The sequence below is a fragment of the Agrobacterium larrymoorei genome (assembly GCF_037722385.1).
GTDB lineage: Bacteria > Pseudomonadota > Alphaproteobacteria > Rhizobiales > Rhizobiaceae > Agrobacterium > Agrobacterium larrymoorei_C.
The window spans coordinates 471,391-494,901 of sequence record NZ_JBBKAQ010000003.1; the positions used below are offsets into that span (position 1 = coordinate 471,391).

Sequence of the window (23,511 nt, forward strand, 5' to 3'; positions counted from 1 at the left end):
GATAATGAACGTCGCTTGACATTCAATCAAACGAAATGATATCGATCTATCATTCAGAAAAATTGACGGACATGGTCATGACTGTTTCCTTTCGCCAGCCGCTTCCTCTGCTCGATAATGACATCCTTCGCACCTTTGTCGCGATTGCCGAAACAGGCAATTTCTCGACGGCTGCGGAGGTGGTCTTCCGCACACCGTCGGCTGTCTCCATGCAGATCAAGAAGCTCGAAGAGCAGCTGAAGACGACGCTCTTTCTGCGAGACGCACGGTCTGTCACCTTGACGGCCCACGGTGAGATATTGTTGACCTATGCAAGACGAATGATAGCGCTGTCGAACGAGGCCGTATCTCGCTTCGTCATGCCGGAATTGTCGGGCGTCGTTAAATTGGGCGCACCGGATGATCTCGGTCAGCGGGGATTGTTACCCGGCATTCTCAAGCGCTTCGCTGAAGCCTTCCCGGCGATCATGGTAGATGTCACGATCGATTCCAGCTCTCAACTTTATAAGCGCATCGACGAGCAGCGGCTCGATCTAGCGCTGGTCAATTGCGCATCTCATCCTTTGCGGGAGACTGGCGAAGTGTTGATGCGGGAGCGGCTCGTCTGGGCCGGCGCCAAGTGCGGTACTGCGCATCTGCGCGATCCACTGCCGATCTCGATATGGGAAGATGGATGCATTTGGCGCTCAGAGGCAATCAACGCTCTTGATAAGCGCAATCGTCCGTACCGGGTAGCCTACTTGAGCGGTCATACCATGGCTCAGAGAGCCGCGATCGAAGCGGATCTCGCGATTGCGCCGTTACCGCGCTCCTACATCCAGAACGACATGGTCATTTTAGGTGAGAAGGAGGGGCTGCCTGCGCTTGGTAGTTTCGATATCCGTCTCATCATGACAGATAAGGTCTCGCGTCCGATCCAAGCTGTTGCCGACAGCATACGCAGTGCGTTTCGCGATGTTGCGCAGGTCGGCGGCCAGCCAGAAACAAAATAAGTTTCATCCTCACGTTTTTTTGAAAACGCGTGGAACCCCATTAAGTGTGCAACGTTTTTTGATCGTTCAGGATCACGCCTGCATGCGTAGGCTCAAGGGGAGTTTTGAAATATGACAACACGTGCACTCGCAACCGTTGCTGCCATTCTTGTTACGGTCGCTAGCCTCAGCTCTTGCGGCAACACCATCCGTGGCCTCGGGCGCGACACGGCAAACGCTGTAGACGCAACCCAGGATGCAGGGCGCAGTGTAGATCGCGCCGCACGCCGTTGATGTGATCGTTGTACCCTACGGTACTGGTCGAAGAAGATGAAGCCGACGAGCGATCGTCGGCTTTTTTGTTTCTGAAGCAGTGTAACAATATGCCATTCTGCAAATAGTCACGTGGTATTATGCTGCTTTCTTAGCCGCCTTGTTACCAGCCGCCTTCGCGGTTGCTGCTTTCGTGGACTTGGCCGCAACTGCCTTCGGTGGAACGAGGCTAAGGACATCGAGCGCAAGCGCCTGTGCATTCTCACACGCCTTGTCCAGATTGCTGACGCGCTCGGGATCCATCATGTGTGGCGCACCGCCGGCAACGAACATGTCGCGATAGGCGGCGCGTTCAACCAGAGGCGTTCCGAGAACGTGCACCATCTTTTCAGCCAGCAAGGACTTCACTGCCTGCATGGAGCGGGTCGTTATGATCGGGCTGATGCGCGTCAGAATAACCGAATGCGGGATGCGGATGTCACAACGATCAGCAAGGTCTTTGAGAAGACCGAGCACTTCGGCGCCGCCCACCGCATCCATGGCGCAGCCCTGAACCGGGATGAACACATGGTTGGCAAAGCCGATGGCCTTTGCCATAAGAGGCGACCGCCCGCCGGGAAGATCCACGATAATGTAGCCGCCACGCTTCTTTCCGTCCTTGATATGGCCTTCAATGGTTTCGTCGCTCACGTCCGAAATTACGGAGAGGTTCTTCTGGGCTTTGGTCAGCCCGAACCATCTGGACGTCCACTGTTGCGGATCCGCATCGAGCAATGTGACGCGGTGTCCCATTCGTGCGAGTTCGCTGGCAACGATTACGGCCGCCGTTGTTTTACCGGCACCGCCTTTGGTATTTGCAAATGTAATGACTGGCACTGTCTGAACCCCTGATAGTGTGTTCGAGCCGTATCATCGCCCGCAATCGACAACCGCTTCATCATAAAACGGAACGTGTTTTGTTATTGGATCGTAGTTCTGCGGCCTCAATTCAGACGGAAATTCCGGCTGGAAAGAAGGTGGCCTCGTCTCAGGTCTTTTGGATCTCGATTATGCGGCGCACCAGCGCCCGCCCAATAGAAACGACGATTCTTTACTTGCGCCAAGGGGAAATATGCGTCGCTTAGCAATATATTTTTCATCGTTGTTTCTTGCAACACAAGCACGCGGTAGCGAATTACCTTCATACTGTCTTAAAATGGAACACGTCAGCGCCACCTACACGGTTTGCAGCTTTGATCCTGAGACGGCAGACATCCGGCTTTACAGCAGGGACGACGTTAACGGCACTTCCTATGGTGGGTTCGCCGCACTGTCATCTGCCTTATGGCGCCAGCATCAGTTCATCGTCTTTGCCATGAATGGCGGCATGTACCACCGCGATCTATCGCCGGTCGGGCTCTTTATAGACAACAAGATCGAGAAAAAATCGATCAGTATCGCCGGGGGGTGGGGCAATTTTCACATGCAACCGAACGGCGTTTTCTTCATCGCTGACGGCAAAGCGGGCGTCCGCGAAACCAGCGCCTATCTAAACGCCAATCTCAAACCCGACACAGCTACGCAGTCAGGTCCAATGCTGGTCATCGACGGCAAGCTCCATCCGCGCTTTCTGGCCGACAGCGACAGCTTCAAGCGGAGAAACGGCGTCGGCGTATCATCCGACGGCGTCGTGCATTTCGCAATTTCAGAAGACCCGGTGCGCTTCTATGACTTCGCCACCCTGTTCCGCGACAGATTGAAATCGGATAACGCTCTTTATCTGGACGGAACCATTTCGAGTGTGGACATTCCCGCCATGGGCCGACGCGACGATCTGTTTCCCATGGGGCCAATCATTGCGGTGGTAGACAAGGTGCCGGACTTATAGAGGCGACTTGGGATAAGCCTTTTCCAGTCCGCCAGATTTGGAGACGCCGGTTTTGAAGGCATTGTAGGCGGGATGCTGGCTGCTCTTGGCTACCTCGTGAAGGCGGATTTGCAGGCGGGCAGGGGCATTGTCACCAAACCACTTGCCGCTTTTTTCCAGCTTCAGAGCATTCAGAAAGCTGGACTGGGATTGCCTATCGAGAAAGGCAAGGAGACCTTCAAGCAGCGCTTCGTCCTGCTGTGGATTTTCCAATAGAAGTCTCAACCAAGCCTGGTCGTCCACGCTCAGCGTCGAGATCTTAGATGCCACTGTATCCCGGTCTGGAAAGGCTGATGAAGCGCTCTGCATGATTCCCCGCTCTCTTTGAGTTTCTTCCGGTAGTCTAGAGGCATGTGCTTTTCAAGCGGTCTCCGCACGATCGTTTTACAAGCCGGACCGAGCGACATTTGACCGAGCGATCAGCAGTTCCAGTAGTGACTGTCTCACATCGTTTACACTCATGTCCGAATTGAGATTACAAAGGTACCGCCCCTATATTGATGCCACCTATTAACTGCTTGTTTTTTCACATACCTATGCGCTGCGCGTATGGCAGATCACAGGATTTGCCTCGGTTTAGCCTCTTTTTGCATTTGCGTTCGTCATACATTTTTAATAAATGATTGCGCCACGGGACGCGCTGCAAGAGCCGCCCGAAGAGTGAACACGCTGGAGTAAACATGGAAGAAACCGCTCAGAAATCCTGCTGGGGTGTAACGTTACGCGCACTCGCAGGCTTCGCTGCTTTTCTCGCATTGACCTATCTTTTTGGTACACCGTAAGCATCTCACTTTTTAAAAAGTTTTTTCAAGACAGCGCGGCCTCTCCCAAGAGCTGCGCTGTTTTCGTTTGCAGCAAGCTATGTCGCCATAGCGCTACCGACACAGTTTAGGCCGCATTTTGATATGGTTCGTCCCGCTCGCTTCCGATAGAGTCGCGCCAATAGGTCTATACATAGGGCATCCCAGAATGTTTCTTTCCGTCTTCGACGTGTTCAAAATCGGCATCGGGCCTTCCAGTTCCCATACGATGGGACCTATGTCGGCGGCCAATCGCTTTCTTGAACTGATCCTGTCGGATGAGTGGCCACGGCCTTCTGGTGCTGCCGTATCCGCCATTAAGGTCAGTCTCCACGGCTCGCTCGCCTTTACGGGCATCGGCCATGGATCGGGCAGGGCGGTCGTGCTGGGCCTCACCGGCGAGAAGCCGGATCAGGTCGATCCTGACGCGATGGACGGCATCATCGCCGAGGTGGAGCGCACCGGCCTCGTCACACCGCCCGGTCATCCGTCCTACGCCTTTCGACCGAACGAAGACCTTGTGTTCGACAAGAAGAACCCGCTCCCAGGCCACGCCAACGGCATGACCTTCTCCGCCTACGACAATCAGGGCAGGATGCTGTTGAAGCGCATCTATTACTCCGTCGGTGGAGGTTTCGTCGTTACCGATACGGAGCTCGACGCCATGCGCCAGCGCGGAAAAACCGTCGATAACGGCCCCAAGGTGCCTTATCCCTTTGCTACCGCAAAGGAGATGCTGGACATGGCAGCACGCTCCGGCCGTACCATTGCCCAAATGAAACGCGCCAATGAAGAAACGGTGATGAGCCGCGATGCGCTGAACAGCCGCCTCGACCAGATCTGGGAGGCGATGAACGGTTGTATCGAGCGCGGCCTGAAGGGCGAGGGCATTATGCCGGGCGGCTTGAAGGTACGCCGCCGCGCGCGCTCCATTCACAACAAGCTGAATGCCGAGTGGCGCAGCAACCGGCTGAACCCGGTTCTCGCCAATGATTGGCTGAGCGTTTATGCCATGGCGGTGAATGAAGAAAACGCAGTCGGCGGGCGAGTCGTGACGGCTCCGACCAACGGTGCCGCTGGCGTTGTGCCTGCCACCGTTCGATATTTCCGCCATTTCCACGAGGATGCCTCGGTGGATGACGTTCGTGACTTCCTGCTGACGGCCGCGGCGATCGGTGGCATCATAAAGCACAATGCCTCGATTTCTGGCGCGGAAGTTGGCTGCCAGGGTGAGGTGGGGTCTGCGGCTGCCATGGCGGCCGCGGGTCTGGCAGCGGTCATGGGCGGCTCACCGGCACAGGTTGAAAACGCCGCGGAGATCGCGCTCGAGCATCATCTCGGCATGACATGCGATCCAGTCGCGGGACTGGTTCAGGTCCCTTGCATCGAGCGCAACGCCCTTGGGGCGGTGAAGGCCGTGACCGCCGCGTCGCTTGCTTTGAAGGGCGATGGCGAACATTTCGTGCCGCTTGACGCCTGTATCGAGACTATGCGCCAGACCGGCAATGATATGAGCGAAAAATACAAGGAAACTTCTACGGGTGGTCTCGCAGTCAATGTCGTGGAATGTTGATATTTGATCTCGCCATTGTTCGACGGGCGCTTGACGTGTCCGCCGAAACGGCATTGATAGCGGCATGGCTCTACATCTGATCAAGCTTTGCGTTGGCGCAGACTCCATCGAGGATCTGCGCGAGTGGGTTTCTCAACGTTCTCTAACCGCGATGGCGGCTGGGCTGGAACCGCACAGCGTTCACACAACGCGCATGATCCCGAAACGCATGAAGGAGCTGCTGGAAGGCGGCTCGCTTTATTGGGTGATCAAGGGACAGGTGCAGGCGCGCCAGAAGCTTCTGGACATCCGCTCCTTCACCGGCGGCGACGGCATCACGCGTTGTGATCTGGTTCTGGGACCTGAGGTCATCGAAACCTCGCCTGCGCCGAAGCGGCCGTTTCAAGGCTGGCGTTATCTGAAAGATGAGGAAGCCCCGCGTGATCTCGGCGGATCAGGCCTTGCCGAAGACATGCCCTCAGACCTGCGGCGAGAACTTGCCGAACTCGGGCTTCTTTAGAGCGCGCGATCACAGCAACAAACGTATCGCGGTTTACCGATGACGATTTCCACAAAACAGAAAAACCGGCTCCGGGGGCAACGGAACCGGTTCTGGGGCAGGATCGACACGGGGTAGAGCGACCTGCCTAAACCAAGGAAGCCCTTTCAGGGACCTATACCCTTCGCACTTCCGCTTTTCGAAACTTGCCGAGCCGCGGGGAGGCGTCCCGGAACTTAGTATTTACAATCAGTTCTTGATACCCGCGACGGCACTGACGTTGCGGCCATCCTGAACCTTTACCCAGCGGCCTGGATTGGCTGAATCCTGCCGCTTGAGATAGGTATACTCGGTATCCGACCAGTCCATGACCTTGTTGCGGAGGTTGTCGAGAATGAAGTCACCTCGATCTGTGCGAACCGTCAGCACCGCATGACCCGAGCCATTTGGCTGCAGCACGACGGTGATCAGCAAATTGGAGGCAGAGATGCCTTTGTTCATCAGCATCTTGCGCTTGAGAAGCACGAAGTCCTCGCAGTCGCCAGCGGTCGTGGGATACGCCCAGCGCTCTTCAACGCCGTAGATTTCCATGTCTGTGGCAGGCGTAATCGTGGTGTTGACCGTGTAGTTCACGTCCAGAATCATCTTCCAGGTTTCTTCCGTAAGCCGCAGCGGGCCCATGTCGGCCGAGGTCGGCTGGCATTCGCTCTGGTAAGTCTGGCAGAACTCGTAGTGCCCGATCGGAGGGTTCGCTTTGCCGATAATGCGCATTGCCGCACCCGGAGATGCTTCTGCCTGCGGAGCGAATGCGCCCATCGCCAGCGCCAAAATCGTAAGTCCCAAACGGCTGTGTTTTTTCATTTCTTGTCTCCCCGTTGTGAGGATGACAATGCCAGCGACACTTTGATCGCAGGCAAAAAACCGCGCTCAAATTCGAGCTTAAATTAAGCAAAAACAACAGCTTATTTGATTCTCATTTGAAGCAAATTTGAGTAGTATTTTAGCTATCTCGTTAGCTGCTTATCCGAGGGGAGGCTGAAATGAGCCAGTGTTTCGGGACTCGGCAAGGGAACGAGGTTAACGGACGCGACCATTTCCGGCAAAATGCGCTTGCTTTTTATCCGTTGCTAACTTTGTTTTTGCGCCGAGAACACATCAAAAACGGCTTACTCAGGCAGAAATTCTCCTTGAAGTTGCGATGAAAATCGAACTTCAATCGAATTTTTCTGCACTTTTTTCTGAAATTTCTTCCAGTTCCCGCTTTGGAACAGGGTCATATCGAAGCTTTTTTGACACCACGCGAGACTTGAGGAGGTGTGAAGGCGTGCCTATTGGCTTTAACGAACGCGCTTATCTGAATGGGCCGAGATCGAAATCGTAGCGTCTCTACGCAATCGACTGCGAAGCCACGGATGCAAGACAATAAAAAACCGGCGAACGCGTGGCGTCGCCGGTCGATATATTCAACTGTGAAGAGGCGTTAGAGAAACTCGATCAGGGCGTCCTTTGACTGCACACTGTCGAATTCGATCGCAACGCCTTCCATGAAATGACGCACAATGCGTCCGCCCATATTTCCAAGACGAACCGTTGTGCCTAGCGCTGGGCGCGGATCGACCTCGATCGCGGCGCCGGATAGCGAAAGGTCGATAATGCGGCAGGCAACGGTATTGCCGTCGTTCAAGAGGAGCGACGAAACGGGGTTGCGCGGAGTGAGGCGGTCGTGGCGTCTGTCTTCTGGCAGGCCGAGCGCCTGGCGTTTCGCTATCCACGCCAACTGAGCGGCTAACTTCTCACGCTTACGTTCTGTCGCAGCAATGGCAATCGAGAAGCCGTCGGCGGTCAATTGCGTAACCTTGCCTTCGACGCGGCCGAGATGCTGCAAATAGATGATGATGCGATCGTTGCGATTGGGTCTGGCGAAGCATGTCAACCGCGCGCTTTCCGCAGTCATTTCCGTGGCAGTACAGTCGAACTCATCTTCCGTCGGCAACATAAGACGTCCGGACAGACCGACGGTAACCGGCGGTTCGGCGGTGTCGATTGATTTCGAAACGTGGGTGTGTGCGAGATTTGATGAAAACATGGCCTGCGCTATGTTGCATGAAGAAAAAGACAAGCCCTGTTTACTACGCGCAGGTTAACAGACTGTTTTATCGTACACCAATATTTGAGGAGAATGGCGAGATAACATTGGCGGTATGCCATTCAACTGTCTCGTTTTGGCGCAAAACTATTATGCACACAAAATTGCGTGTACTCCGACCTATGTCGACCCGTCGTAACGTCAGTTCCCGATGCTCTCTGTACATCGGAATAAACGGATATTCGGGTCGCGAAAAAGGCGGGTATCAGGCAAGTCGCCCTATGGCGCGCGCTTTTATTTGGTCAGCCCTTCCTATATTGCTCAAACACGGTCGAACGATATGAAATGGAAATGAGATGACGCATCATGAAGGCGGTGAGTTTCAAGAACCGCAAGACGATCGCCCGACGCAGAAGCAGCCCATTTTCAATCTTCCGTTCATTCTGGTCGCCGTTCTAGGCTTCATGATCGCCATCCAGGTGGCGTCGACGTATCTGATGTCGGACGAGACATATGAAGCGTTCGTTTTTACGTTCGGTTTCATTCCAGCACGCTATATCGATCCCTTGGCGCAAAAGGGACTCGAGTGGCTGTGGACGCCGGTGACCTACTCCTTCCTGCATGGTGGCGTCGAACATATCCTGTTTAACGGACTTTGGTTGATGGCCTTTGGTGCACCGGTCGCGCGCCGCATTGGTACGCCTCGGTTTTGTATATTCTGGGTGCTCTCAGCGGCGGTCTCCGCTTTTGGTCATGCGGCGCTGGATTGGAGCAGCATTACGGTTCTGATCGGTGCTTCCGGCGTCGTTTCAGCCCTTATGGGCGCTGCCTGCCGCTTCGCTTTTCCGCCACGCGGGCAACGCTACAATCCCTCGTTTGGTCATCTTTTGCCACGACAGGGGATCATCCAGGCGCTGACCAACCGAACGGTTCTGATCTTCACGATCATGTGGCTGGCCGGCAATGTGCTCATTGCGGTCGGTTTCCCGCTTTTCGGTGATGTCGGCGGCGAAGTGGCGTGGGACGCCCACATCTTCGGTTTCTTCTTCGGCTTCCTTTTCTTCGGCCTGTTCGATCGCCAAGTCGCCTTGGAAAACAAAGAAACCTCAATCGATTGAAGTTTGCTCGCGCCTGAAATCCTGTTGCTTTCCCTTTCGAGGGAGCGCAAAATTTCGGAGATGGTGCGTCGTTTTCAGGGAGGAGACTTGAGAACGGTAAACCGGCTGCAATGGACAAGGGAGGTACGCATGCCGATTTTTGTAAAAGAAATTCTCGATCTCAAGGGTAGGGAGGTCGTAACTGTCGATCCCGATATGACGCTTGCCGATGCTGCCGTGACCCTTTACGAGCATCGCATCGGTGCTGTCGTGGTGACCGATTATAATGGCGCGGTCCTGGGTATTTTTACAGAGCGTGATTTGGTGCGTGCCGTGGCAGCCAAAGGCTCCGCCGCCTTGGAGACCAGAGTCTCCGATGTGATGACGAAGAATGTGACGCGCTGCAACGAGGAGACCAACACGGACGATCTCATGGAGATCATGACGGGTGGCAGGTTCCGCCATCTGCCGGTAGAGGCCAATGGGCGCCTGGCAGGCATTATTTCAATCGGTGACGTGGTGAAAGCCCGTATCAGTGAGATCGAGACGGAAGCGGAGCACATCAAGGCTTATATTGCAGGCTGATTGCTCTTTCCGGTCGCACAGATGTAAGGAAGGCAGGCCACCCGGCCTGCCTTTTGTGTTTTCAAGGTTGAAACACTTGCTGCATGCGCTTCAATTCGGGAATGCGTGAACGTGTCTCTTCATAACCCTGGTCGATCGCTTCAGATGCACGATGGAATTCGGACAGACCGATATGGCTTATGCGTGGATGCAGTGTCAGGTCCGGTGGATCGCCCGCCAGTCGTGCGCGCGAAATGCGGTCCTGAATGATATTGAATGCCTGAACCATGACGCCCGGCAAGCCTATTCTCGATGTGGCGGTTATCGGCGTTTCGGCTTCGCTCTTGCTGCCGGCACCCGCACCATGCTTGACCACAGCCGAGCGGCCGAAAATGTCGTAGTTGAGGTTTACCGCAACAACGAGAGCCTGCTCATACGCCCGGCAGACCGAGACCGGTACCGGGTTGACCAGTGCCCCGTCGATCAACGTCCTGCCGTTGCAGCGCACCGGCTCGAAAATACCTGGAAGGGCATAGGATGAGCGAAGAGCGGTGATCAGGTTGCCTTGATGCACCCATACCTCGTGGCCTGTGCGCAGTTCGGTGGCAACGGCGATGAAGGGATGCTCCAGATCTTCGATGTTGAGGCCTTCGAGATGCTCCTGCATGCGCTTCGTCAAGCGCATGCCCCCAAACAGGCCGCTACCACCAATCGTCAGATCGAGAAGTCCAGCAATGCGGCGCATGGTCAGCGAGCGGGCAAACTCTTCCAACTCGTCGAGCTTGCCTGCCAAGTAGCAACCGCCGACAAGAGCGCCGATCGATGTGCCGGCAATCATGCCGATCTTCACGCCGGCTTCGTCGAGCGCGCGCAGCACGCCGATATGTGCCCAGCCGCGAGCTGCGCCGCCGCCAAGCGCCAGTGCGATACGGTTGGGTGGAAGCTGTGGTTTCGGTACCGGTGCGATTTTTTCCAGGCTGCCAAGTGTCGTCGCGGACGATGGATTATCGCGGTTAATTCCCCATCCAAGCATTCGACGCCTCCCACTTGCATCTGCCGAGAACCACGAGTCTTCTCAAGGCTTCGTCACATGATCGTATCAAAAGGCAAAGAAATCGAAAAGATTCCGCCGATCTCAGGGTCAAGAAGATGAACCATAGGTGGTTTCAGGGTCAAAATGCCGCGTGTCGTCCGTGATCGTGGTGATCGCGCTTCCGTCTTCCAGCATCACGGTGCGATAGAAACAGGAGCGACGGCCGGTGTGGCACGTCGCGTCATGTCCGGCGACGGACACTTTCAGCCAGACGGCGTCCTGGTCGCAATCGGTGCGAAACTCGCGGACGGTCTGAAGATTGCCGGAGGTTTCCCCCTTCTTCCAGATCTTGTCTCGCGAGCGGCTGTAATAATGCGCAATGCCCGTTTCAAGCGTCAGCTTCAGAGCGTCGGCATTCATGTGCGCCACCATCAGTAGCTCACCGTCCTTGATGTCGGTGACGACGGCGGTCACGAGACCGTTCGCATCGAACTTCGGCGAGAACGGCCCGGATGCCTCCAGCGCTGTCTTGTCGGCGGGCGCGGCTGGAAAAGTGGCAGACATGAGATATCCTGTTGAAGCTGCGGCAATCGACTTATCGATTGCGCACCATGGACATGAAACGAGCCTGCTCGGCAGGGTCCTTCTTGAACGCGCCGGTGAAGCTAGTCGTCAGTGTCGTCGAGCCCTGTTTCTGCACGCCGCGCATGGACATGCACATATGTTCCGCGTCGATCATCACGGCAACGCCGCGCGGCTTCAACGTGGTTTCGATGGACGAAGCGATCTGCGCCGTCATCGTTTCCTGAGTCTGCAGCCGACGACCAAAAATTTCAACGACGCGAGCGATCTTGGACAGGCCCAGAACACGGCCATTCGGCAGATAGGCGACATGCGCCTTGCCGATGATCGGCACCATATGGTGTTCGCAGTGCGAGAAGAAGGGAATATCGCGCACAAGAATGATGTCGTCATAGCCACCGACTTCTTCAAAGAAGGTGCCAAGAACGTCCTTTGCATCGAGATCATAGCCGGAGAAGAGTTCGCGGTAGGCCTTCGCCACACGCTTGGGCGTGTCGAGCAAGCCCTCACGGGTAGGATCGTCGCCTGCCCAACGCAGAAGGACGCGCACCGCATCCTCAGCTTCAGCCTGCGTGGGCCGCGCCTTAGTCAAATCGTCCGTCGCACCTGCGCCAGGAAAAGTCTTCACGATTGCATCCATTTTTAATCTCCCGGTGTGGTTCAAGGCCACACCTGAACACGCCCTGCAACGACGCTTACGCGCCAATTGCTGCTATCTGGTTGTTTTTCCAAATTTTGGCAAGAGTGTGCACCTGTTGCCTTCATTATTTCATCAAACCTTGATGTATCTCTCATGAGTTAACATATTACGGTCGCCATGGGCAGCAAAGCTTTTCCCCAAGCGACACATCGTTTAAAAAATGATGACGGGGCAAGGAGCCCAGCCTCAGCCATCATCTGGAATATCGACCATGGACGACATCTATAACAACCGCATCCTTGAATTCGCCGGCAATATTCCGCTGGCTGGAGCCATGGCAGATGCCGAGGCGCAAGCGCAGAAGCACTCCAAGCTCTGCGGTTCCAAGGTCAAGGTCTACCTCAAGATGGAGGGTGACCGGGTGTCTCAGTTCTCCCATGAAGTACGTGCCTGCGCGCTGGGTCAGGCGTCCTCCTCGATCATGGCGCATCATGTCTTAGGTGCCAGCCGCGCGGAAATCCGCAAGGCGCGCCAGGACATGATCGATATGCTGACAGCGGGCGGCGATGGACCGGAGGGACGCTTTGCGGACATGCGCGTCCTGAAGCCCGTCAAGGACTACAAGGCGCGCCACGCCTCGACCATGCTCACCTTCGATGCCGTCTGTGATTGCTTGGATCAACTCGAGGCGAAGCAGCCTCTATCGGAAGCGAGTTGATCGCATGTGCGGACAGCCGGGGTGCCAGGATAAGTCGCATGAGCCGGTGCGCCGGTCCCGCAACTGGACAGGACCTTTTCGCAAGACGCCCGGCAGGCTGTTCGGCATGGGTTTCATCCGGCTCTATCAACTGACGCTTTCCGGCTTCATCGGAAACTCCTGTCGTCACATCCCGACCTGTTCGGAATATGGATATGAAGCGATTGCCCGACACGGCTTGTGGTCCGGCGGATGGTTAAGCCTGTTCCGCGTTGCGCGTTGCGGACCAGGTGGAACGAGTGGCCTTGATACCGTGCCGGAGAACCTTCAATCGGTCCGCGTCTGGCAGGTTTGGAAATTCTGGACGGCCGCAAAACATTAAGGGTGAAGCTGGTCGATGACTGTACCCCGGGAATTCATACATGCATCCCGAGATTTTGGAGCTGTGCTGATCGATGTCCGCGACAGAGCCATGGTCAGCACAACGCACCGAGCTTTCACGACGCTCGAAGCTGTCCTTCGTGTGTTTCGACGGCGGCTGACAGCGGATCAGAGCCTGGAGTTTGCTGGTTTGCTGAACGTAGGCTTGAGGGCACTCTTCGTTGCGGGTTGGAATGCAAATTGCCCAGTCGTTCCTTTTGCCCCGAAACAGAAGATGCAGGAGGAGTTTATGTCGTTCAGGCGCGATCATAATCTCTCACCAGATACGGCGATACGGGATGTGACGGAAGCATTGCGTCTTCACATCGACGAGGAAAAGCTAAAAAGGTTTCTCAAATCCGTTTCTCCCGAAGCACTTTCATTTTGGGGTTTTTCTCCCGAAGTTGAATAGACTTTACTGAATAGGCAAATTTCAGTATCCACGCGCTGCATTGTCAGTCGTTTCGGCTGACCAATATCCCACCCGCATTCGTTGGCGGGACTGGACAGGAGAATTAAAGTGTCAGACGCCGTTTCCCTTACATTTCCAGATGGCTCCGTTCGTCAGTATCCTGCGGGTACGACGGGACGTGACGTCGCCGAATCCATTTCCAAGTCGCTCGCAAAGAAAGCCATCGCCATTGCGCTGGACGGCGAATTGCGCGACCTGTCCGATACGATCGCCAATGGCGCAATCGAGATCGTCACCCGCGACGACAAGCGGGCGCTTGAGCTCATCCGTCACGATGCTGCCCACGTGATGGCGGAAGCCGTGCAGGAATTGTGGCCCGGCACCCAGGTGACGATTGGCCCCGTCATCGAAAACGGCTTCTATTACGACTTCGCCAAGAATGAGCCTTTCACCCCGGAAGATCTTCCCAAGATCGAAAAGAAGATGAAAGAGATCATTGGCCGGTCGAAGCCATTCACTCGCGAGATCTGGTCGCGCGAGAAGGCCAAGGAAGTTTTTGCCGCCAAGGGCGAGAACTACAAGGTCGAGCTTGTCGATGCGATCCCGGAGGGCCAGGATCTCAAGATCTATTATCAGGGCGACTGGTTCGACCTCTGCCGCGGTCCGCACATGGCCAACACCGGGCAGATCGGTACCGCCTTCAAGCTCATGAAGGTTGCTGGCGCGTACTGGCGCGGAGACAGCAACAATCCGATGCTGACGCGCATTTACGGTACCGCCTGGGCAACGCAGGAACAACTGGATCAATATCTGCACATTCTCGCGGAAGCTGAAAAGCGTGACCACCGCCGCCTCGGCCGTGAAATGGACCTGTTCCATTTCCAGGAAGAGGGTCCAGGCGTGGTGTTCTGGCATGGCAAGGGCTGGCGTATGTTCCAGACGCTGACGAGCTATATGCGCCGCAACCTTGAGGGCACCTATCAGGAAGTCAACGCACCGCAGGTGCTGGACGCATCTCTGTGGGAAACCTCCGGTCACTGGGGCTGGTACCAGGAAAACATGTTTGCGGTGAAATCCGCCTATGCCTTCACCCACCCGGATGACAAGGAAGCGGACAACCGCGTCTTCGCCCTGAAGCCGATGAACTGCCCAGGTCACGTCCAAATTTTCAAACATGGGTTGAAATCTTACCGAGAACTGCCTGTTCGCCTTGCGGAATTCGGTACGGTCCATCGCTACGAGGCGTCGGGTGCTCTTCACGGCTTGATGCGCGTCCGTGGCTTTACGCAGGACGACGCGCACGTCTTCTGCACAGAAGAGCAGATGGCGGCCGAGTGCCTGCGCATCAACGATCTGATCCTGTCGGTCTATCAGGATTTCGGCTTCGAAGAGATCGTCGTCAAGCTCTCGACGCGTCCTGAAAAACGCGTCGGCTCGGACGATCTGTGGGATCGCGCCGAAAGCGTGATGACCGATGTCTTGAAGACGATCGAGGAGCAATCCGGCGGCCGCATCAAGACCGGCATTCTGCCGGGCGAGGGCGCTTTCTACGGTCCGAAGTTCGAATATACGCTGAAGGACGCGATCGGGCGCGAATGGCAGTGCGGCACCACGCAGGTGGACTTCAACCTGCCAGAGCGTTTCGGTGCCTTCTATATCGATCAGGCCTCGGAAAAGCGTCAGCCAGTGATGATTCACCGCGCGATCTGTGGTTCGATGGAACGCTTCCTCGGCATTCTGATCGAAAACTTCGCCGGCCACATGCCGCTGTGGTTCGCACCGCTTCAGGTGGTCGTGGCCACGATCACGTCGGATGCCGACGATTATGGTCGCGAAGTCGCAGAGGCTCTGCGTGACGCCGGTCTTTCGGTGGAAACAGATTTCCGCAACGAGAAGATCAACTACAAGATCCGTGAGCACTCGGTTACGAAGGTTCCGGTGATCATCGTTTGCGGCAAGAAGGAAGCGGAAGAGCGCACCGTCAATATCCGCCGCCTTGGTTCGCAGGCACAGACCTCGTTTGCTCTGGATGAAGCGATTGCCAATCTGGTCGACGAGGCCACGCCGCCGGACGTCAAGCGCAAGCGCGCTGCAAAGGCGAAAGCCAAGCTTGCTTAACCAAACAGAAAACGGCGCCTCAGGGCGCCGTTTTCGTAAGATGCTTCGTGGAGAACAGGACGTATACGGGACGAGACTGAGTGTTTCGCGAACTACTCGAAGTCGCCTGTCGCGTCTTCCGGGGCCTGATCTTTCATCAGCACTTCCACGTCCGAGTCCTGGCCCGCCTTCACCCTGAAATTGCGCTGGTAAACCTTGTCCTTGTTGCGAGCGATCGCGGTGTATTCGCCATCGGCCAAGACCATTGTGGAAAAGGCGCTGACGCTCTCGTTTACCACGTCGCCGGCACCCGTCAGTACAGACCAGGCCGTATCGGCAATCGCTTCGCCGCCATGCTCGGAGACGAGCTTTAGGGTCACCTGCGCGGCATGGTGCTGAAGCGTCGCTTCCGTCAGCTTTCCAGCTTCCACCTGGATATCAGCACGCACCACCGCATTGACTGACCCGTATTCAGATACCACATGATAGGTTCCGGCATTGAGGCGAACGATGGTGTTCGGCTTCACATCCGTCATCACCAGCTTGCGCTCGCCGTTTTCCGAGGCTTCCGAAGCGTAGATGGAAAACTTCAACTGATTGGCGGAGATATTCTTGTCGTTGCCGGCAACCGCATTGAGCACAAAGCCACCGGCATCGAGAATGAGAACCTGCTTGTCGATCTTGCCGTTTTCAGGAACGTTGAGCTTTTTTGTGACGCCTGCACGACCAAACGCGACGTTGACGAAGTAGTCTCCCGGTTGGAGGTGAAACTCGGCTGAGCCGCCCTCGGAGCTTGCAAGCATCGGCAGCTTGCCATCCGCACCGGGGATCGGGCTGAAGACCCGCCAGGCCAGCCCCTCCATCATCGGCTCACCCTGCTGGGTCAGCTTGGCTTCCAGTACGATGTCACGAGATTTGACCGCTTCCGGTTCGCTGGGCGAGGGCACTGAGAAGGCGTTCAGCTTCGGCATTTTCGGCGTGCCGCCAAGCTGCTTGAATTCCTTGAAGGCATCCTGCGAGAAGGCAATGGCGGGTAGCGCACTCGTTGAGGCGAGCGCGATGCACAGAGCGGCTCCGATTTTGGTGAACGTCATTTCTCTCGACCGGATTGACTTCTTGTTTTTGTGGGACCACTTCAATCCGAACCGCAAGGCTATTTCAAGGCCTGTCTTTACATTGCATGCGAATGGAACGGTGCGACTATGAAAACTGACATCAAGCTCATCGACTATCTGAATGTACGACGCTCGACCCCCGCGCCGCAGTTGACGGAGCCGGGCCCGAGCAAGGAGGATATTGAAGAGATCCTCCGCCTGACAGTCCGCGTTCCAGATCACGGAAAGATTGCACCCTGGCGGTTCATCGTCATCCGTGGCGAAGAGCGGGTAAGACTGGGCGAAGCGGCGCTGGCGCTTGCACTCAAAAAGAACCCCGACCTCAGCACCGACTTCCAATCCGTCGAAAGAACTCGTTTCACCAGAGCGCCGGTCGTCATCGCGGTCGTCAGCAAGGCTGGTGCGCACGTGAAAATCCCTGAATGGGAACAGGTAATGTCGGCAGGTGCCGTATGCCTCAACCTGCTGATGGCTTCGAATGCCCTCGGCTATGCTGCCAACTGGCTGACGGAATGGGTATCCTACGATTCTGAGTTTCTACCTGAATTGGGCGTAAACAACGGGGAAAAGGTAGCTGGACTAATCTACATCGGTTCGACGACTTTTCCGCCTGTAGAGCGTCCGCGCCCGGAACTGGCCGACGTCGTGACTTGGGTTGGTGAAGCCTGATGTTCTACACCACAGATAAGAACCAGCATGGCATGGCGCACGATCCCTTTAAGGCAATCGTCGCGCCAAGACCCATCGGCTGGATCGGCTCCAAGGGAAGCGACGGTACGCTTAATCTTTCTCCCTATTCCTTCTTCAACGCCATAGCGGACAAGCCCAAACTGGTGATGTTCTCATCGAGCGGACAGAAGGACAGTTTGCGTAATGTGCGCGAAACCGGCGTCTTTACTGCGAGCCTCGTCAGCCGCCATCTCGTGGATCGGATGAATGCGTCGTCCGCACCTGTCGATTATGCCATCAACGAGTTCGCACTGGCTGGCCTGACGGCACGTACGGGGCAGGTTGTCGATGCGCCTTATGTGGCTGAAGCTCTTGCCGCTCTAGAATGCCGCGTCACGCAGATCGTGCAGCCACACGATATCGAAGGCGAGGCGGCTGACTCCTGGGTGGTTTTCGGACAGGTGATGGGCATTCATATCGACGGCTCGATCATCCGTGACGGTCGCATCGATATGGGGCTTGCTCGGCCGGTGGCCCGCATGGGCTACATGGATTATGCAGATGGTGGCGCCGATGTCTTCCAACTGGCGCGGCCCAAGGCCTGATAGCCTCCGGTTTTTACCATGGTTAAAGAACATGGTGAACCAATCGTAAACCTTTTCCCCCTAGGTTTCACCCATGGATGGTGATCGCCGCTTCGGCAACGAGTCGCGATGACTTCCAAGGGATCATAAGAAACATTTCTTGGGGTGCAGGGTGGTCGTAGAGGCATTTATCAGCTGGACGGATAAGGCACGTGCTGGCGATCGGGCCAAGGCTGCAAAGGCGCTGGGTGCTGCCTATGTGACGGCATCCTTGCCGAAAGACAAGCAGGCAGGCGCCTACATGGCGATGTCCTATCTTCTTGACGACCCGTCCCCCAAAGTTCGTCTGGCGCTTGCCGAAGCGCTCGCTTGTTCAAAGGACGCACCGCGTCCCATCATAATCGCGCTCGCTGAGGATCAGGTCGAGATTGCTTGTCCGGTGATCATCAATTCGCCGGTGCTTCGAGAATCGGATCTCGTCGATCTCATCGGTCGAGGATCGTCGCTCACTCGCGCGATGATCGCGGCGCGCGCCGATCTGACGGCTGGTGTCTGCGCCGCCATGGCAGAGATCGGCGGCGATTGTGAAATTGTGATCATGTTGGAGAATGTCTCCGCCAGGCTGACGCCAGTTACGCTAAGACGCGTCTGCGAGCGATTTGGCGAACAGTTCGAAATCCGCAGCTTATTATTGGATCGCAGCGATCTGCCTGCCGATGTGCGCCACACGCTTGTTCTCCAGGTCGGAGAGGCGCTGGCATCCGCAGGGATCGTCAGCCATGTGATCACTGTGGCACGCGCGCGCCAGATCGTCCAGGACGCGTCCGAATCAGCAGTCACGCTGATTGCCGGGCAGGCATCCGGTCAGGACAGATCGGATCTGGTCGAACATCTATGCCGGCAGAGCCAGTTGACGCCAGCTTTCCTCCTTCAGCTTCTTTGTACGGGCAAGCTCGATTTCTTTGCCGAAGCCATGTCCATTCTGTCCGGCCTCGAAGAGCGGCGTGTCCGCTCCATCCTCGCCACCGGAAGACATCATGCGGTCAAGGCACTCTATCAGTCGACAGGCCTCGTTGGTCGTGCTCTTGAGGTGTTCGTCGAGGCAACACGTTTGTGGCGCCAGGCTGCTGAGATGCCCTATGGCGGTGCAGTCCAGCAGGTTGCCAAAAGACTCCTTGATATGTTCTCGAGCCGGGAGAACGATGCAAGCATCTATGAAATGATGTCGATGATCGAAAAACTTCTCATCGTCGATCAGCGCCAGAGAGCACGGTCTTTCGCGCAGGAATTGATCGCCGAGGCTGCCTGATCGCCGATCAGGCGGGTGAAAACACAGATCGTGGGTTCACCTCTGCCCTTATTTGGACAGGCGTCTGGCGATCCAGGAATAGCTGTCTTCGACCATCCGCACGGGTTTGCCTAGAACCTCCTTCACCCCCTCTGTCGAGGGGAGTATTTTTCGCACGCGGCCAATAGCGCGTTGCGCCAGATTTTCTTCCTCTTGCGCTTCCGTCTGCGGCTCGACCTTCGGTGTGTCCTGTCCGGTTGCAGCTTGCTCTACCGGGGCGTCCGGCATCTGGCAAACGGCAACCACGACGGGATAGGAGACGTTGGTAAACTGACCGAGCTGCTTCTCCGACTCGGCATCGCAGAGTTCCACGCTCGTCCATCGTTGTTGAAGCGTGGCGACGTAACGGCAATCGGATGCCGTGTCGTCGCAGCCGAGGATGGTCATCAAGACGAGGGCGGTTCGCATTTCACTTTTCTCCGGAGGAAAGAGCTGTTCTACTGACCTTGTCATTCAATATGATTGCAGTCTTATTGCGGCTAAAGCCGCTCGGTTAATATGGAAACAGCATGCCCGTAGAAATCAATCCGGAATCGCCACGTCAGCCCGAGATCGCCCGCCTTATGGATATGTCGAACGCTTACATGGCTTCGCTCTATCCTGCCGAAAGCAACCATCTTGTCGATCTCGAAGCGCTTGAAAAGCCAACGGTCTCGTTCCTCGTCGCTCGAAATGACGGCACCATTGTCGGCTGTTGCGCACTGGTAGAGGCAGGTGATGGCACGGCGGAAATCAAGCGGATGTTCGTCGATCCCGAAGCGCGCGGCCTTCAGATCGGTAAACGGATGATGGCTGCTTTGATCGAACGCGCGAAGGCTCTAAACATTGCGGTCATTCGCCTCGAAACGGGCATCAGCCAGCCGGAAGCGATTGGCCTCTACCGCAAGGCTGGCTTCGTTGAAATCGAGCCGTTTGCGCCTTATAAGCCGGATCCGCTCAGCATGTTCATGGAGCTGTGCCTCTAAACGAGGCGCTTAGACCGAGCCCATGGTTTTACGTGGTCTCGGAGGCTCTTCTACCAGCTCTATCTCCTCCTCAAAGACCTCTTGCACGATCACGGGTTCTCCCGCCGAGATTTCGGCCTCGCGCACCCACTCGCGCCAGACGGCGACGAGGAGCGCCATCAGCACCGGGCCTATGAAGAGACCGAGGAAGCCCATTGTCTTCACGCCGCCGACAAGACCGAAGAAGGTTGGCAGGAAGGGAAGCTTGATCGGGCCACCGACGAGGCGTGGACGGATCGTCTTATCAACGATGAAGAGTTCCACCGACCCCCAGATGAAGAGGCCAATGCCTGCGGCCGGAGAGCCGCTTGCAATGAGATAGAGCGAGACGAGCGTGAAGGAAAGTGGCGCACCACCTGGTATGAGCGCCATGACGCCGGTCAGAACGCCGAGCGTCACCGGGGAGGGGACGCCGGCAATCCAGTAGGCAATGCCAAGAATGATGCCTTCGCCAATGGCGATCAGAGTCATGCCTGTGACGGTAGAGCTGATGGTTGCAGGAACCACGCGCGAGATGCGCTCCCATCGGTTCGGAAGGATGCGTTCGCCCACAAGGTCGACCTGGCGGGCAAAGCCCACGCCGTTGCGGTAGACGAAAAACAGCGCGATCAGCATGAAGAGCAGCGTCAGGACGAGGTGAAACGCTCCGTTGCCAGCCGCGACGATCGCACGGTAGATATTGCCGATATTGGCACCGCTGACGAGTTGGATCACTTCGCCGATTGCGCCAGGCGTTCCGACATAGCGGGTCCATTGTTCACTCAGCCAGACGCCGACCCCTGGGAGCGCTCCAATCCATGCGGGAACAGGGGCGCCGGTCTTGTTGACCTCTACGGCCCAGCCGAACCATTCGCGGATCTCACCGGCCGTATAGGACGCGGCAATCACGATGGGTACGATAAGGAAAGTGATAATCAGCAAGATCGCGATCGTCGCCCCGATCGTATTATTACCGCCCACTCGGTCCAGCAACCGCCGATAGATGGGCCAGCTCGCAAAGCCAATGACGAGGGCGGCAAGCACAGGAACCAGAAAGCCGTAGAAGAAGTAGATGCCGGCTGCGACGATCAGCAGTAAAAGCCAGCGAGCCGCCGATACGGATGGAACGAGTGCAATTCGAGCATGCGTGGCCGTGTCCAGCCACCGGGTTTCGCCATCCGGATGATGATTGTCGGCTTTGTTCACTCTTGTCTCTTTCGCATTCCCCGAGCAGCGGGTCACACTGTCACAGGTAAGATATGGGGTGCAATCTATTCCCCCGTTATTTCGCTTTTATGTTGTCGCAAAACATATTGAACGAATTTGGTAAAATTTGAGCAACAAGCTTGGACTTCTGACATGAATGTGAGAATGAACAAGCGCTTTTACAACCTCTGAGGTTTCCTGCTCCGTTCTGGGCTGTTCATCATGCTGCGCCGATTTTTTGCCTACTACCGCCCATATCGGGGACTTTTCATTCTCGATTTCTCCTGTGCCGTGTTTTCGGGTCTTCTCGAACTCGGTTTTCCCATGGCGGTAAAGCTTTTTGTCGATGTCCTCCTGCCGGCATCCAACTGGCCGGTCATCATGGCAGCATCCGTCGGATTGCTGATTGTCTACGTCTTCAATACCGGTCTGATGGCGACTGTCACCTATTGGGGACACATGCTCGGCATCAACATTGAAACCGATATGCGCCGCGCCGCCTTCGACCATCTGCAGAAGCTGTCTTTCCGCTTCTTCGATAATCAGAAGACCGGCCACCTTGTCGGTCGGTTGACGAAGGACCTGGAGGAAATCGGCGAGGTCGCGCATCACGGCCCGGAAGATCTGTTCATCGCGATCATGACCTTCATCGGCGCGTTCCTCTTGATGCTCTCGGTCAACGTGCCACTGGCGCTGATCACGGCGGTCATCGTGCCTCTGACAGCCTATGTCACGAGCCGATACGGCACCCGAATGACCAACAACTTCCGCGCGCTCTACAATCGCGTTGGTGCCTTCAATGCCCGTATCGAGGAGAATGTCGGCGGCATGCGGGTGGTCCAGGCTTTCGCCAATGAGGATCACGAGCGCGCGTTGTTCGAAAAGGACAATCAGCGCTATCGCCGCACCAAGCTCGACGCCTACAAGATCATGACGGCCAGCACCTCGCTCAGCTATATGAGCATGCGCCTGACGCAGATGATCATCATGATCTGCGGTGCCTGGCTGGTGCTGCATGGCGATCTGACAAATGGCGGCTTCGTCAGCTTCCTTCTCCTCGTGAACGTCTTCTTCCGCCCGATCGAGAAGATCAACTCCGTCATTGAAACCTATCCTAAAGGCATCGCCGGTTTCCGTCGTTTCACAGAATTGATCGATACTGAGCCAGATATCGCCGATGCGCCGGACGCGATCACGGCTCCGTCTCTTCGGGGAGACATTGCCTACAAGGGCGTAAGCTTTGGCTACGCCGACGGCAAGCAGGTGCTCTCCAACATCGATCTGGCGATCAGTGCTGGCGAAACCGTCGCCTTCGTCGGGCCGTCAGGTGCAGGCAAAACGACGTTGTGCTCGCTCTTGCCGCGCTTCTACGAGGTTACGAGTGGTGCTATCACCATCGACGGCATAGACATTCGCAATATGACATTGGCGTCGTTGCGCAGCCAGATCGGCATTGTCCAGCAGGATGTCTTCATGTTCGGCGGTACGGTGCGCGAGAACATCGAATATGGGCGGCTAGGCGCGAGCGACGAGGATATCTGGATCGCGGCACGGCGCGCACGTCTGGACCAAGTCATCGAAGCCATGCCCAACGGCATGGAGACGGTGATTGGAGAGCGCGGCGTCAAGCTCTCCGGTGGCCAGAAGCAACGTCTCGCGATTGCCCGCATGTTCTTGAAGAACCCGCCGATCCTCATTCTAGACGAGGCGACGTCGGCCCTCGACACAGAAACCGAGCGCGCAATCCAGCAATCGCTCGGAGAGCTTGCCGAAGGACGCACGACACTCATCATCGCCCACCGCCTGGCAACCATCCGCGACGCATCGCGCATTGTCGTGGTGGATGGCAACGGCATCGTCGAGAGCGGAAACCACCAGCAGCTTCTCGCCGCAAGAGGGCCGTACAGCCGGCTTTATGAAGCACAGTTTGGTGTCGGCCTGATCGCATGACAGGCTGAACTCTCGGCTGAGGGTATT

Annotated in this window: 26 protein-coding genes; 16 read left to right on the top strand and 10 right to left on the bottom strand. The window is 56.3% G+C overall.

Features of this window, described 5'->3' with window-relative positions; translation table 11 throughout:
- Positions 1-35 precede the first annotated feature (35 nt).
- Positions 36-992 (top strand): LysR family transcriptional regulator, encoded by a 957-nt coding sequence (locus WKI41_RS07620; protein ID WP_340192882.1) that lies wholly within the window; start codon positions 36-38, stop codon positions 990-992.
- Positions 993-1,103: 111 nt separating this feature from the next.
- Positions 1,104-1,265 carry an entericidin gene (locus WKI41_RS07625; protein ID WP_340192883.1) on the top strand — a complete coding sequence of 54 codons (162 nt, stop codon included), beginning with the start codon at positions 1,104-1,106 and terminating at the stop codon, positions 1,263-1,265.
- 117 nt (positions 1,266-1,382) lie between these two features.
- Here the strand turns inward: WKI41_RS07625 and WKI41_RS07630 are convergent, their stop codons facing one another.
- Positions 1,383-2,120, bottom strand: coding sequence for a ParA family protein (locus WKI41_RS07630; protein ID WP_340192884.1), 738 nt, complete (start codon positions 2,118-2,120; stop codon positions 1,383-1,385).
- 235 nt (positions 2,121-2,355) lie between these two features.
- Between WKI41_RS07630 and WKI41_RS07635 the strand changes: the two genes are divergently transcribed.
- Positions 2,356-3,111 carry a phosphodiester glycosidase family protein gene (locus WKI41_RS07635; RefSeq protein ID WP_340192885.1) on the top strand — a complete coding sequence of 252 codons (756 nt, stop codon included), beginning with the start codon at positions 2,356-2,358 and terminating at the stop codon, positions 3,109-3,111.
- Here the strand turns inward: WKI41_RS07635 and WKI41_RS07640 are convergent.
- Positions 3,106-3,459, bottom strand: a complete 354-nt coding sequence (locus tag WKI41_RS07640; protein ID WP_340192886.1) for a hypothetical protein — start codon at positions 3,457-3,459, stop codon at positions 3,106-3,108. The genes WKI41_RS07635 and WKI41_RS07640 overlap by 6 nt on opposite strands.
- Before the next feature lie 660 nt (positions 3,460-4,119).
- Between WKI41_RS07640 and WKI41_RS07645 the strand changes: the two genes are divergently transcribed.
- Entirely contained in the window at positions 4,120-5,523 is a 1,404-nt protein-coding gene (locus tag WKI41_RS07645; protein ID WP_340192887.1) for an L-serine ammonia-lyase, read from the top strand.
- Between the two features lie 64 nt (positions 5,524-5,587).
- Positions 5,588-6,022 (top strand): DUF1489 family protein, encoded by a 435-nt coding sequence (locus WKI41_RS07650; RefSeq protein ID WP_340192888.1) that lies wholly within the window; start codon positions 5,588-5,590, stop codon positions 6,020-6,022.
- Positions 6,023-6,250: 228 nt separating this feature from the next.
- Here WKI41_RS07650 and WKI41_RS07655 read toward each other — a convergent pair whose 3' ends face one another.
- Entirely contained in the window at positions 6,251-6,862 is a 612-nt protein-coding gene (locus tag WKI41_RS07655; RefSeq protein ID WP_340192889.1) for a transglutaminase-like cysteine peptidase, read from the bottom strand.
- Positions 6,863-7,481: 619 nt separating this feature from the next.
- Positions 7,482-8,087, bottom strand: coding sequence for a PilZ domain-containing protein (locus WKI41_RS07660; RefSeq protein WP_340192890.1), 606 nt, complete (start codon positions 8,085-8,087; stop codon positions 7,482-7,484).
- Positions 8,088-8,443: 356 nt separating this feature from the next.
- Between WKI41_RS07660 and WKI41_RS07665 the strand changes: the two genes are divergently transcribed.
- Both WKI41_RS07665 and WKI41_RS07670 read left to right on the top strand, forming a co-directional pair.
- A complete protein-coding gene (locus WKI41_RS07665) occupies positions 8,444-9,205 on the top strand; it encodes a rhomboid family intramembrane serine protease (RefSeq protein WP_340192891.1) in 762 nt (253 codons plus the stop codon).
- 129 nt (positions 9,206-9,334) lie between these two features.
- Positions 9,335-9,769: a CBS domain-containing protein gene (locus WKI41_RS07670; protein ID WP_340192892.1), complete on the top strand. Its 435-nt coding sequence runs from the start codon at positions 9,335-9,337 to the stop codon at positions 9,767-9,769.
- 61 nt (positions 9,770-9,830) lie between these two features.
- On the opposite strand, the gene WKI41_RS07675 is transcribed toward WKI41_RS07670, so the two are convergent.
- The 3 genes from WKI41_RS07675 to folE all read right to left on the bottom strand — a co-directional run bounded on the left by WKI41_RS07675 (position 9,831) and on the right by folE (position 12,003).
- Complete coding sequence (locus tag WKI41_RS07675; protein WP_340192893.1) at positions 9,831-10,781, bottom strand: patatin-like phospholipase family protein; 951 nt, start codon at positions 10,779-10,781, stop codon at positions 9,831-9,833.
- Positions 10,782-10,889: 108 nt separating this feature from the next.
- Positions 10,890-11,345 carry a phosphoribosyl-AMP cyclohydrolase gene (gene hisI, locus WKI41_RS07680; RefSeq protein WP_340192894.1) on the bottom strand — a complete coding sequence of 152 codons (456 nt, stop codon included), beginning with the start codon at positions 11,343-11,345 and terminating at the stop codon, positions 10,890-10,892.
- A gap of 31 nt (positions 11,346-11,376) precedes the next feature.
- Complete coding sequence (gene folE / locus WKI41_RS07685; protein WP_340192895.1) at positions 11,377-12,003, bottom strand: GTP cyclohydrolase I FolE; 627 nt, start codon at positions 12,001-12,003, stop codon at positions 11,377-11,379.
- Between the two features lie 271 nt (positions 12,004-12,274).
- Here folE and WKI41_RS07690 point away from each other — a divergent pair, with 271 nt between their 5' ends.
- The 4 genes from WKI41_RS07690 to thrS all read left to right on the top strand — a co-directional run bounded on the left by WKI41_RS07690 (position 12,275) and on the right by thrS (position 15,650).
- Positions 12,275-12,721: an iron-sulfur cluster assembly scaffold protein gene (locus tag WKI41_RS07690; protein ID WP_340192896.1), complete on the top strand. Its 447-nt coding sequence runs from the start codon at positions 12,275-12,277 to the stop codon at positions 12,719-12,721.
- A gap of 4 nt (positions 12,722-12,725) precedes the next feature.
- Positions 12,726-13,082, top strand: a complete 357-nt coding sequence (gene yidD / locus WKI41_RS07695) for a membrane protein insertion efficiency factor YidD (RefSeq protein ID WP_340192897.1) — start codon at positions 12,726-12,728, stop codon at positions 13,080-13,082.
- A 15-nt stretch (positions 13,083-13,097) separates the two neighbouring features.
- Positions 13,098-13,532 (top strand): DUF2267 domain-containing protein, encoded by a 435-nt coding sequence (locus WKI41_RS07700; protein WP_340192898.1) that lies wholly within the window; start codon positions 13,098-13,100, stop codon positions 13,530-13,532.
- Between the two features lie 108 nt (positions 13,533-13,640).
- On the top strand, positions 13,641-15,650 hold the full coding sequence (gene thrS, locus WKI41_RS07705) for a threonine--tRNA ligase (RefSeq protein WP_340192899.1): 2,010 nt from the start codon (positions 13,641-13,643) through the stop codon (positions 15,648-15,650).
- A 92-nt stretch (positions 15,651-15,742) separates the two neighbouring features.
- Here the strand turns inward: thrS and WKI41_RS07710 are convergent, their stop codons facing one another.
- Positions 15,743-16,723, bottom strand: coding sequence for a hypothetical protein (locus WKI41_RS07710; protein ID WP_340192900.1), 981 nt, complete (start codon positions 16,721-16,723; stop codon positions 15,743-15,745).
- 108 nt (positions 16,724-16,831) lie between these two features.
- Here WKI41_RS07710 and WKI41_RS07715 point away from each other — a divergent pair, with 108 nt between their 5' ends.
- From WKI41_RS07715 to WKI41_RS07725, 3 genes are all read left to right on the top strand, one after another.
- Positions 16,832-17,413 (top strand): nitroreductase family protein, encoded by a 582-nt coding sequence (locus tag WKI41_RS07715; RefSeq protein ID WP_340192901.1) that lies wholly within the window; start codon positions 16,832-16,834, stop codon positions 17,411-17,413.
- Positions 17,413-18,018 carry a flavin reductase family protein gene (locus tag WKI41_RS07720; protein ID WP_340192902.1) on the top strand — a complete coding sequence of 202 codons (606 nt, stop codon included), beginning with the start codon at positions 17,413-17,415 and terminating at the stop codon, positions 18,016-18,018. The genes WKI41_RS07715 and WKI41_RS07720 overlap by 1 nt, the downstream gene beginning before the upstream one ends.
- Before the next feature lie 151 nt (positions 18,019-18,169).
- Complete coding sequence (locus WKI41_RS07725; protein WP_340192903.1) at positions 18,170-19,306, top strand: DUF2336 domain-containing protein; 1,137 nt, start codon at positions 18,170-18,172, stop codon at positions 19,304-19,306.
- Between the two features lie 48 nt (positions 19,307-19,354).
- On the opposite strand, the gene WKI41_RS07730 is transcribed toward WKI41_RS07725, so the two are convergent.
- Positions 19,355-19,753: a hypothetical protein gene (locus WKI41_RS07730; protein ID WP_340192904.1), complete on the bottom strand. Its 399-nt coding sequence runs from the start codon at positions 19,751-19,753 to the stop codon at positions 19,355-19,357.
- Positions 19,754-19,854: 101 nt separating this feature from the next.
- On the opposite strand from WKI41_RS07730, the gene WKI41_RS07735 reads away from it, so the two are divergent.
- Positions 19,855-20,310: a GNAT family N-acetyltransferase gene (locus WKI41_RS07735; RefSeq protein WP_340192905.1), complete on the top strand. Its 456-nt coding sequence runs from the start codon at positions 19,855-19,857 to the stop codon at positions 20,308-20,310.
- 9 nt (positions 20,311-20,319) lie between these two features.
- Here WKI41_RS07735 and WKI41_RS07740 read toward each other — a convergent pair whose 3' ends face one another.
- Entirely contained in the window at positions 20,320-21,534 is a 1,215-nt protein-coding gene (locus tag WKI41_RS07740) for an AI-2E family transporter (RefSeq protein ID WP_425340997.1), read from the bottom strand.
- A gap of 222 nt (positions 21,535-21,756) precedes the next feature.
- Here WKI41_RS07740 and WKI41_RS07745 point away from each other — a divergent pair, with 222 nt between their 5' ends.
- Positions 21,757-23,484, top strand: coding sequence for an ABC transporter ATP-binding protein (locus WKI41_RS07745; protein ID WP_340192906.1), 1,728 nt, complete (start codon positions 21,757-21,759; stop codon positions 23,482-23,484).
- Positions 23,485-23,511: the final 27 nt, after the last annotated feature.

What these genes read in the sequence shown, in the direction of transcription:
- WKI41_RS07620 (WP_340192882.1), top strand. Translation starts at nt 36, where the DNA reads ATGATATCGATCTATCATTCAGAAAAATTGACGGACATGGTCATGACT.
- WKI41_RS07625 (WP_340192883.1), top strand. Translation starts at nt 1,104, where the DNA reads ATGACAACACGTGCACTCGCAACCGTTGCTGCCATTCTTGTTACGGTC.
- WKI41_RS07635 (WP_340192885.1), top strand. Translation starts at nt 2,356, where the DNA reads ATGCGTCGCTTAGCAATATATTTTTCATCGTTGTTTCTTGCAACACAA.
- WKI41_RS07640 (WP_340192886.1), bottom strand. Translation starts at nt 3,459, where the DNA reads ATGCAGAGCGCTTCATCAGCCTTTCCAGACCGGGATACAGTGGCATCT.
- WKI41_RS07645 (WP_340192887.1), top strand. Translation starts at nt 4,120, where the DNA reads ATGTTTCTTTCCGTCTTCGACGTGTTCAAAATCGGCATCGGGCCTTCC.
- WKI41_RS07650 (WP_340192888.1), top strand. Translation starts at nt 5,588, where the DNA reads ATGGCTCTACATCTGATCAAGCTTTGCGTTGGCGCAGACTCCATCGAG.
- WKI41_RS07655 (WP_340192889.1), bottom strand. Translation starts at nt 6,862, where the DNA reads ATGAAAAAACACAGCCGTTTGGGACTTACGATTTTGGCGCTGGCGATG.
- WKI41_RS07660 (WP_340192890.1), bottom strand. Translation starts at nt 8,087, where the DNA reads ATGTTTTCATCAAATCTCGCACACACCCACGTTTCGAAATCAATCGAC.
- WKI41_RS07665 (WP_340192891.1), top strand. Translation starts at nt 8,444, where the DNA reads ATGACGCATCATGAAGGCGGTGAGTTTCAAGAACCGCAAGACGATCGC.
- WKI41_RS07670 (WP_340192892.1), top strand. Translation starts at nt 9,335, where the DNA reads ATGCCGATTTTTGTAAAAGAAATTCTCGATCTCAAGGGTAGGGAGGTC.
- WKI41_RS07675 (WP_340192893.1), bottom strand. Translation starts at nt 10,781, where the DNA reads ATGCTTGGATGGGGAATTAACCGCGATAATCCATCGTCCGCGACGACA.
- hisI (WP_340192894.1), bottom strand. Translation starts at nt 11,345, where the DNA reads ATGTCTGCCACTTTTCCAGCCGCGCCCGCCGACAAGACAGCGCTGGAG.
- folE (WP_340192895.1), bottom strand. Translation starts at nt 12,003, where the DNA reads ATGGATGCAATCGTGAAGACTTTTCCTGGCGCAGGTGCGACGGACGAT.
- WKI41_RS07690 (WP_340192896.1), top strand. Translation starts at nt 12,275, where the DNA reads ATGGACGACATCTATAACAACCGCATCCTTGAATTCGCCGGCAATATT.
- yidD (WP_340192897.1), top strand. Translation starts at nt 12,726, where the DNA reads ATGTGCGGACAGCCGGGGTGCCAGGATAAGTCGCATGAGCCGGTGCGC.
- WKI41_RS07700 (WP_340192898.1), top strand. Translation starts at nt 13,098, where the DNA reads ATGACTGTACCCCGGGAATTCATACATGCATCCCGAGATTTTGGAGCT.
- WKI41_RS07710 (WP_340192900.1), bottom strand. Translation starts at nt 16,723, where the DNA reads ATGACGTTCACCAAAATCGGAGCCGCTCTGTGCATCGCGCTCGCCTCA.
- WKI41_RS07715 (WP_340192901.1), top strand. Translation starts at nt 16,832, where the DNA reads ATGAAAACTGACATCAAGCTCATCGACTATCTGAATGTACGACGCTCG.
- WKI41_RS07720 (WP_340192902.1), top strand. Translation starts at nt 17,413, where the DNA reads ATGTTCTACACCACAGATAAGAACCAGCATGGCATGGCGCACGATCCC.
- WKI41_RS07730 (WP_340192904.1), bottom strand. Translation starts at nt 19,753, where the DNA reads ATGCGAACCGCCCTCGTCTTGATGACCATCCTCGGCTGCGACGACACG.
- WKI41_RS07735 (WP_340192905.1), top strand. Translation starts at nt 19,855, where the DNA reads ATGCCCGTAGAAATCAATCCGGAATCGCCACGTCAGCCCGAGATCGCC.
- WKI41_RS07745 (WP_340192906.1), top strand. Translation starts at nt 21,757, where the DNA reads ATGCTGCGCCGATTTTTTGCCTACTACCGCCCATATCGGGGACTTTTC.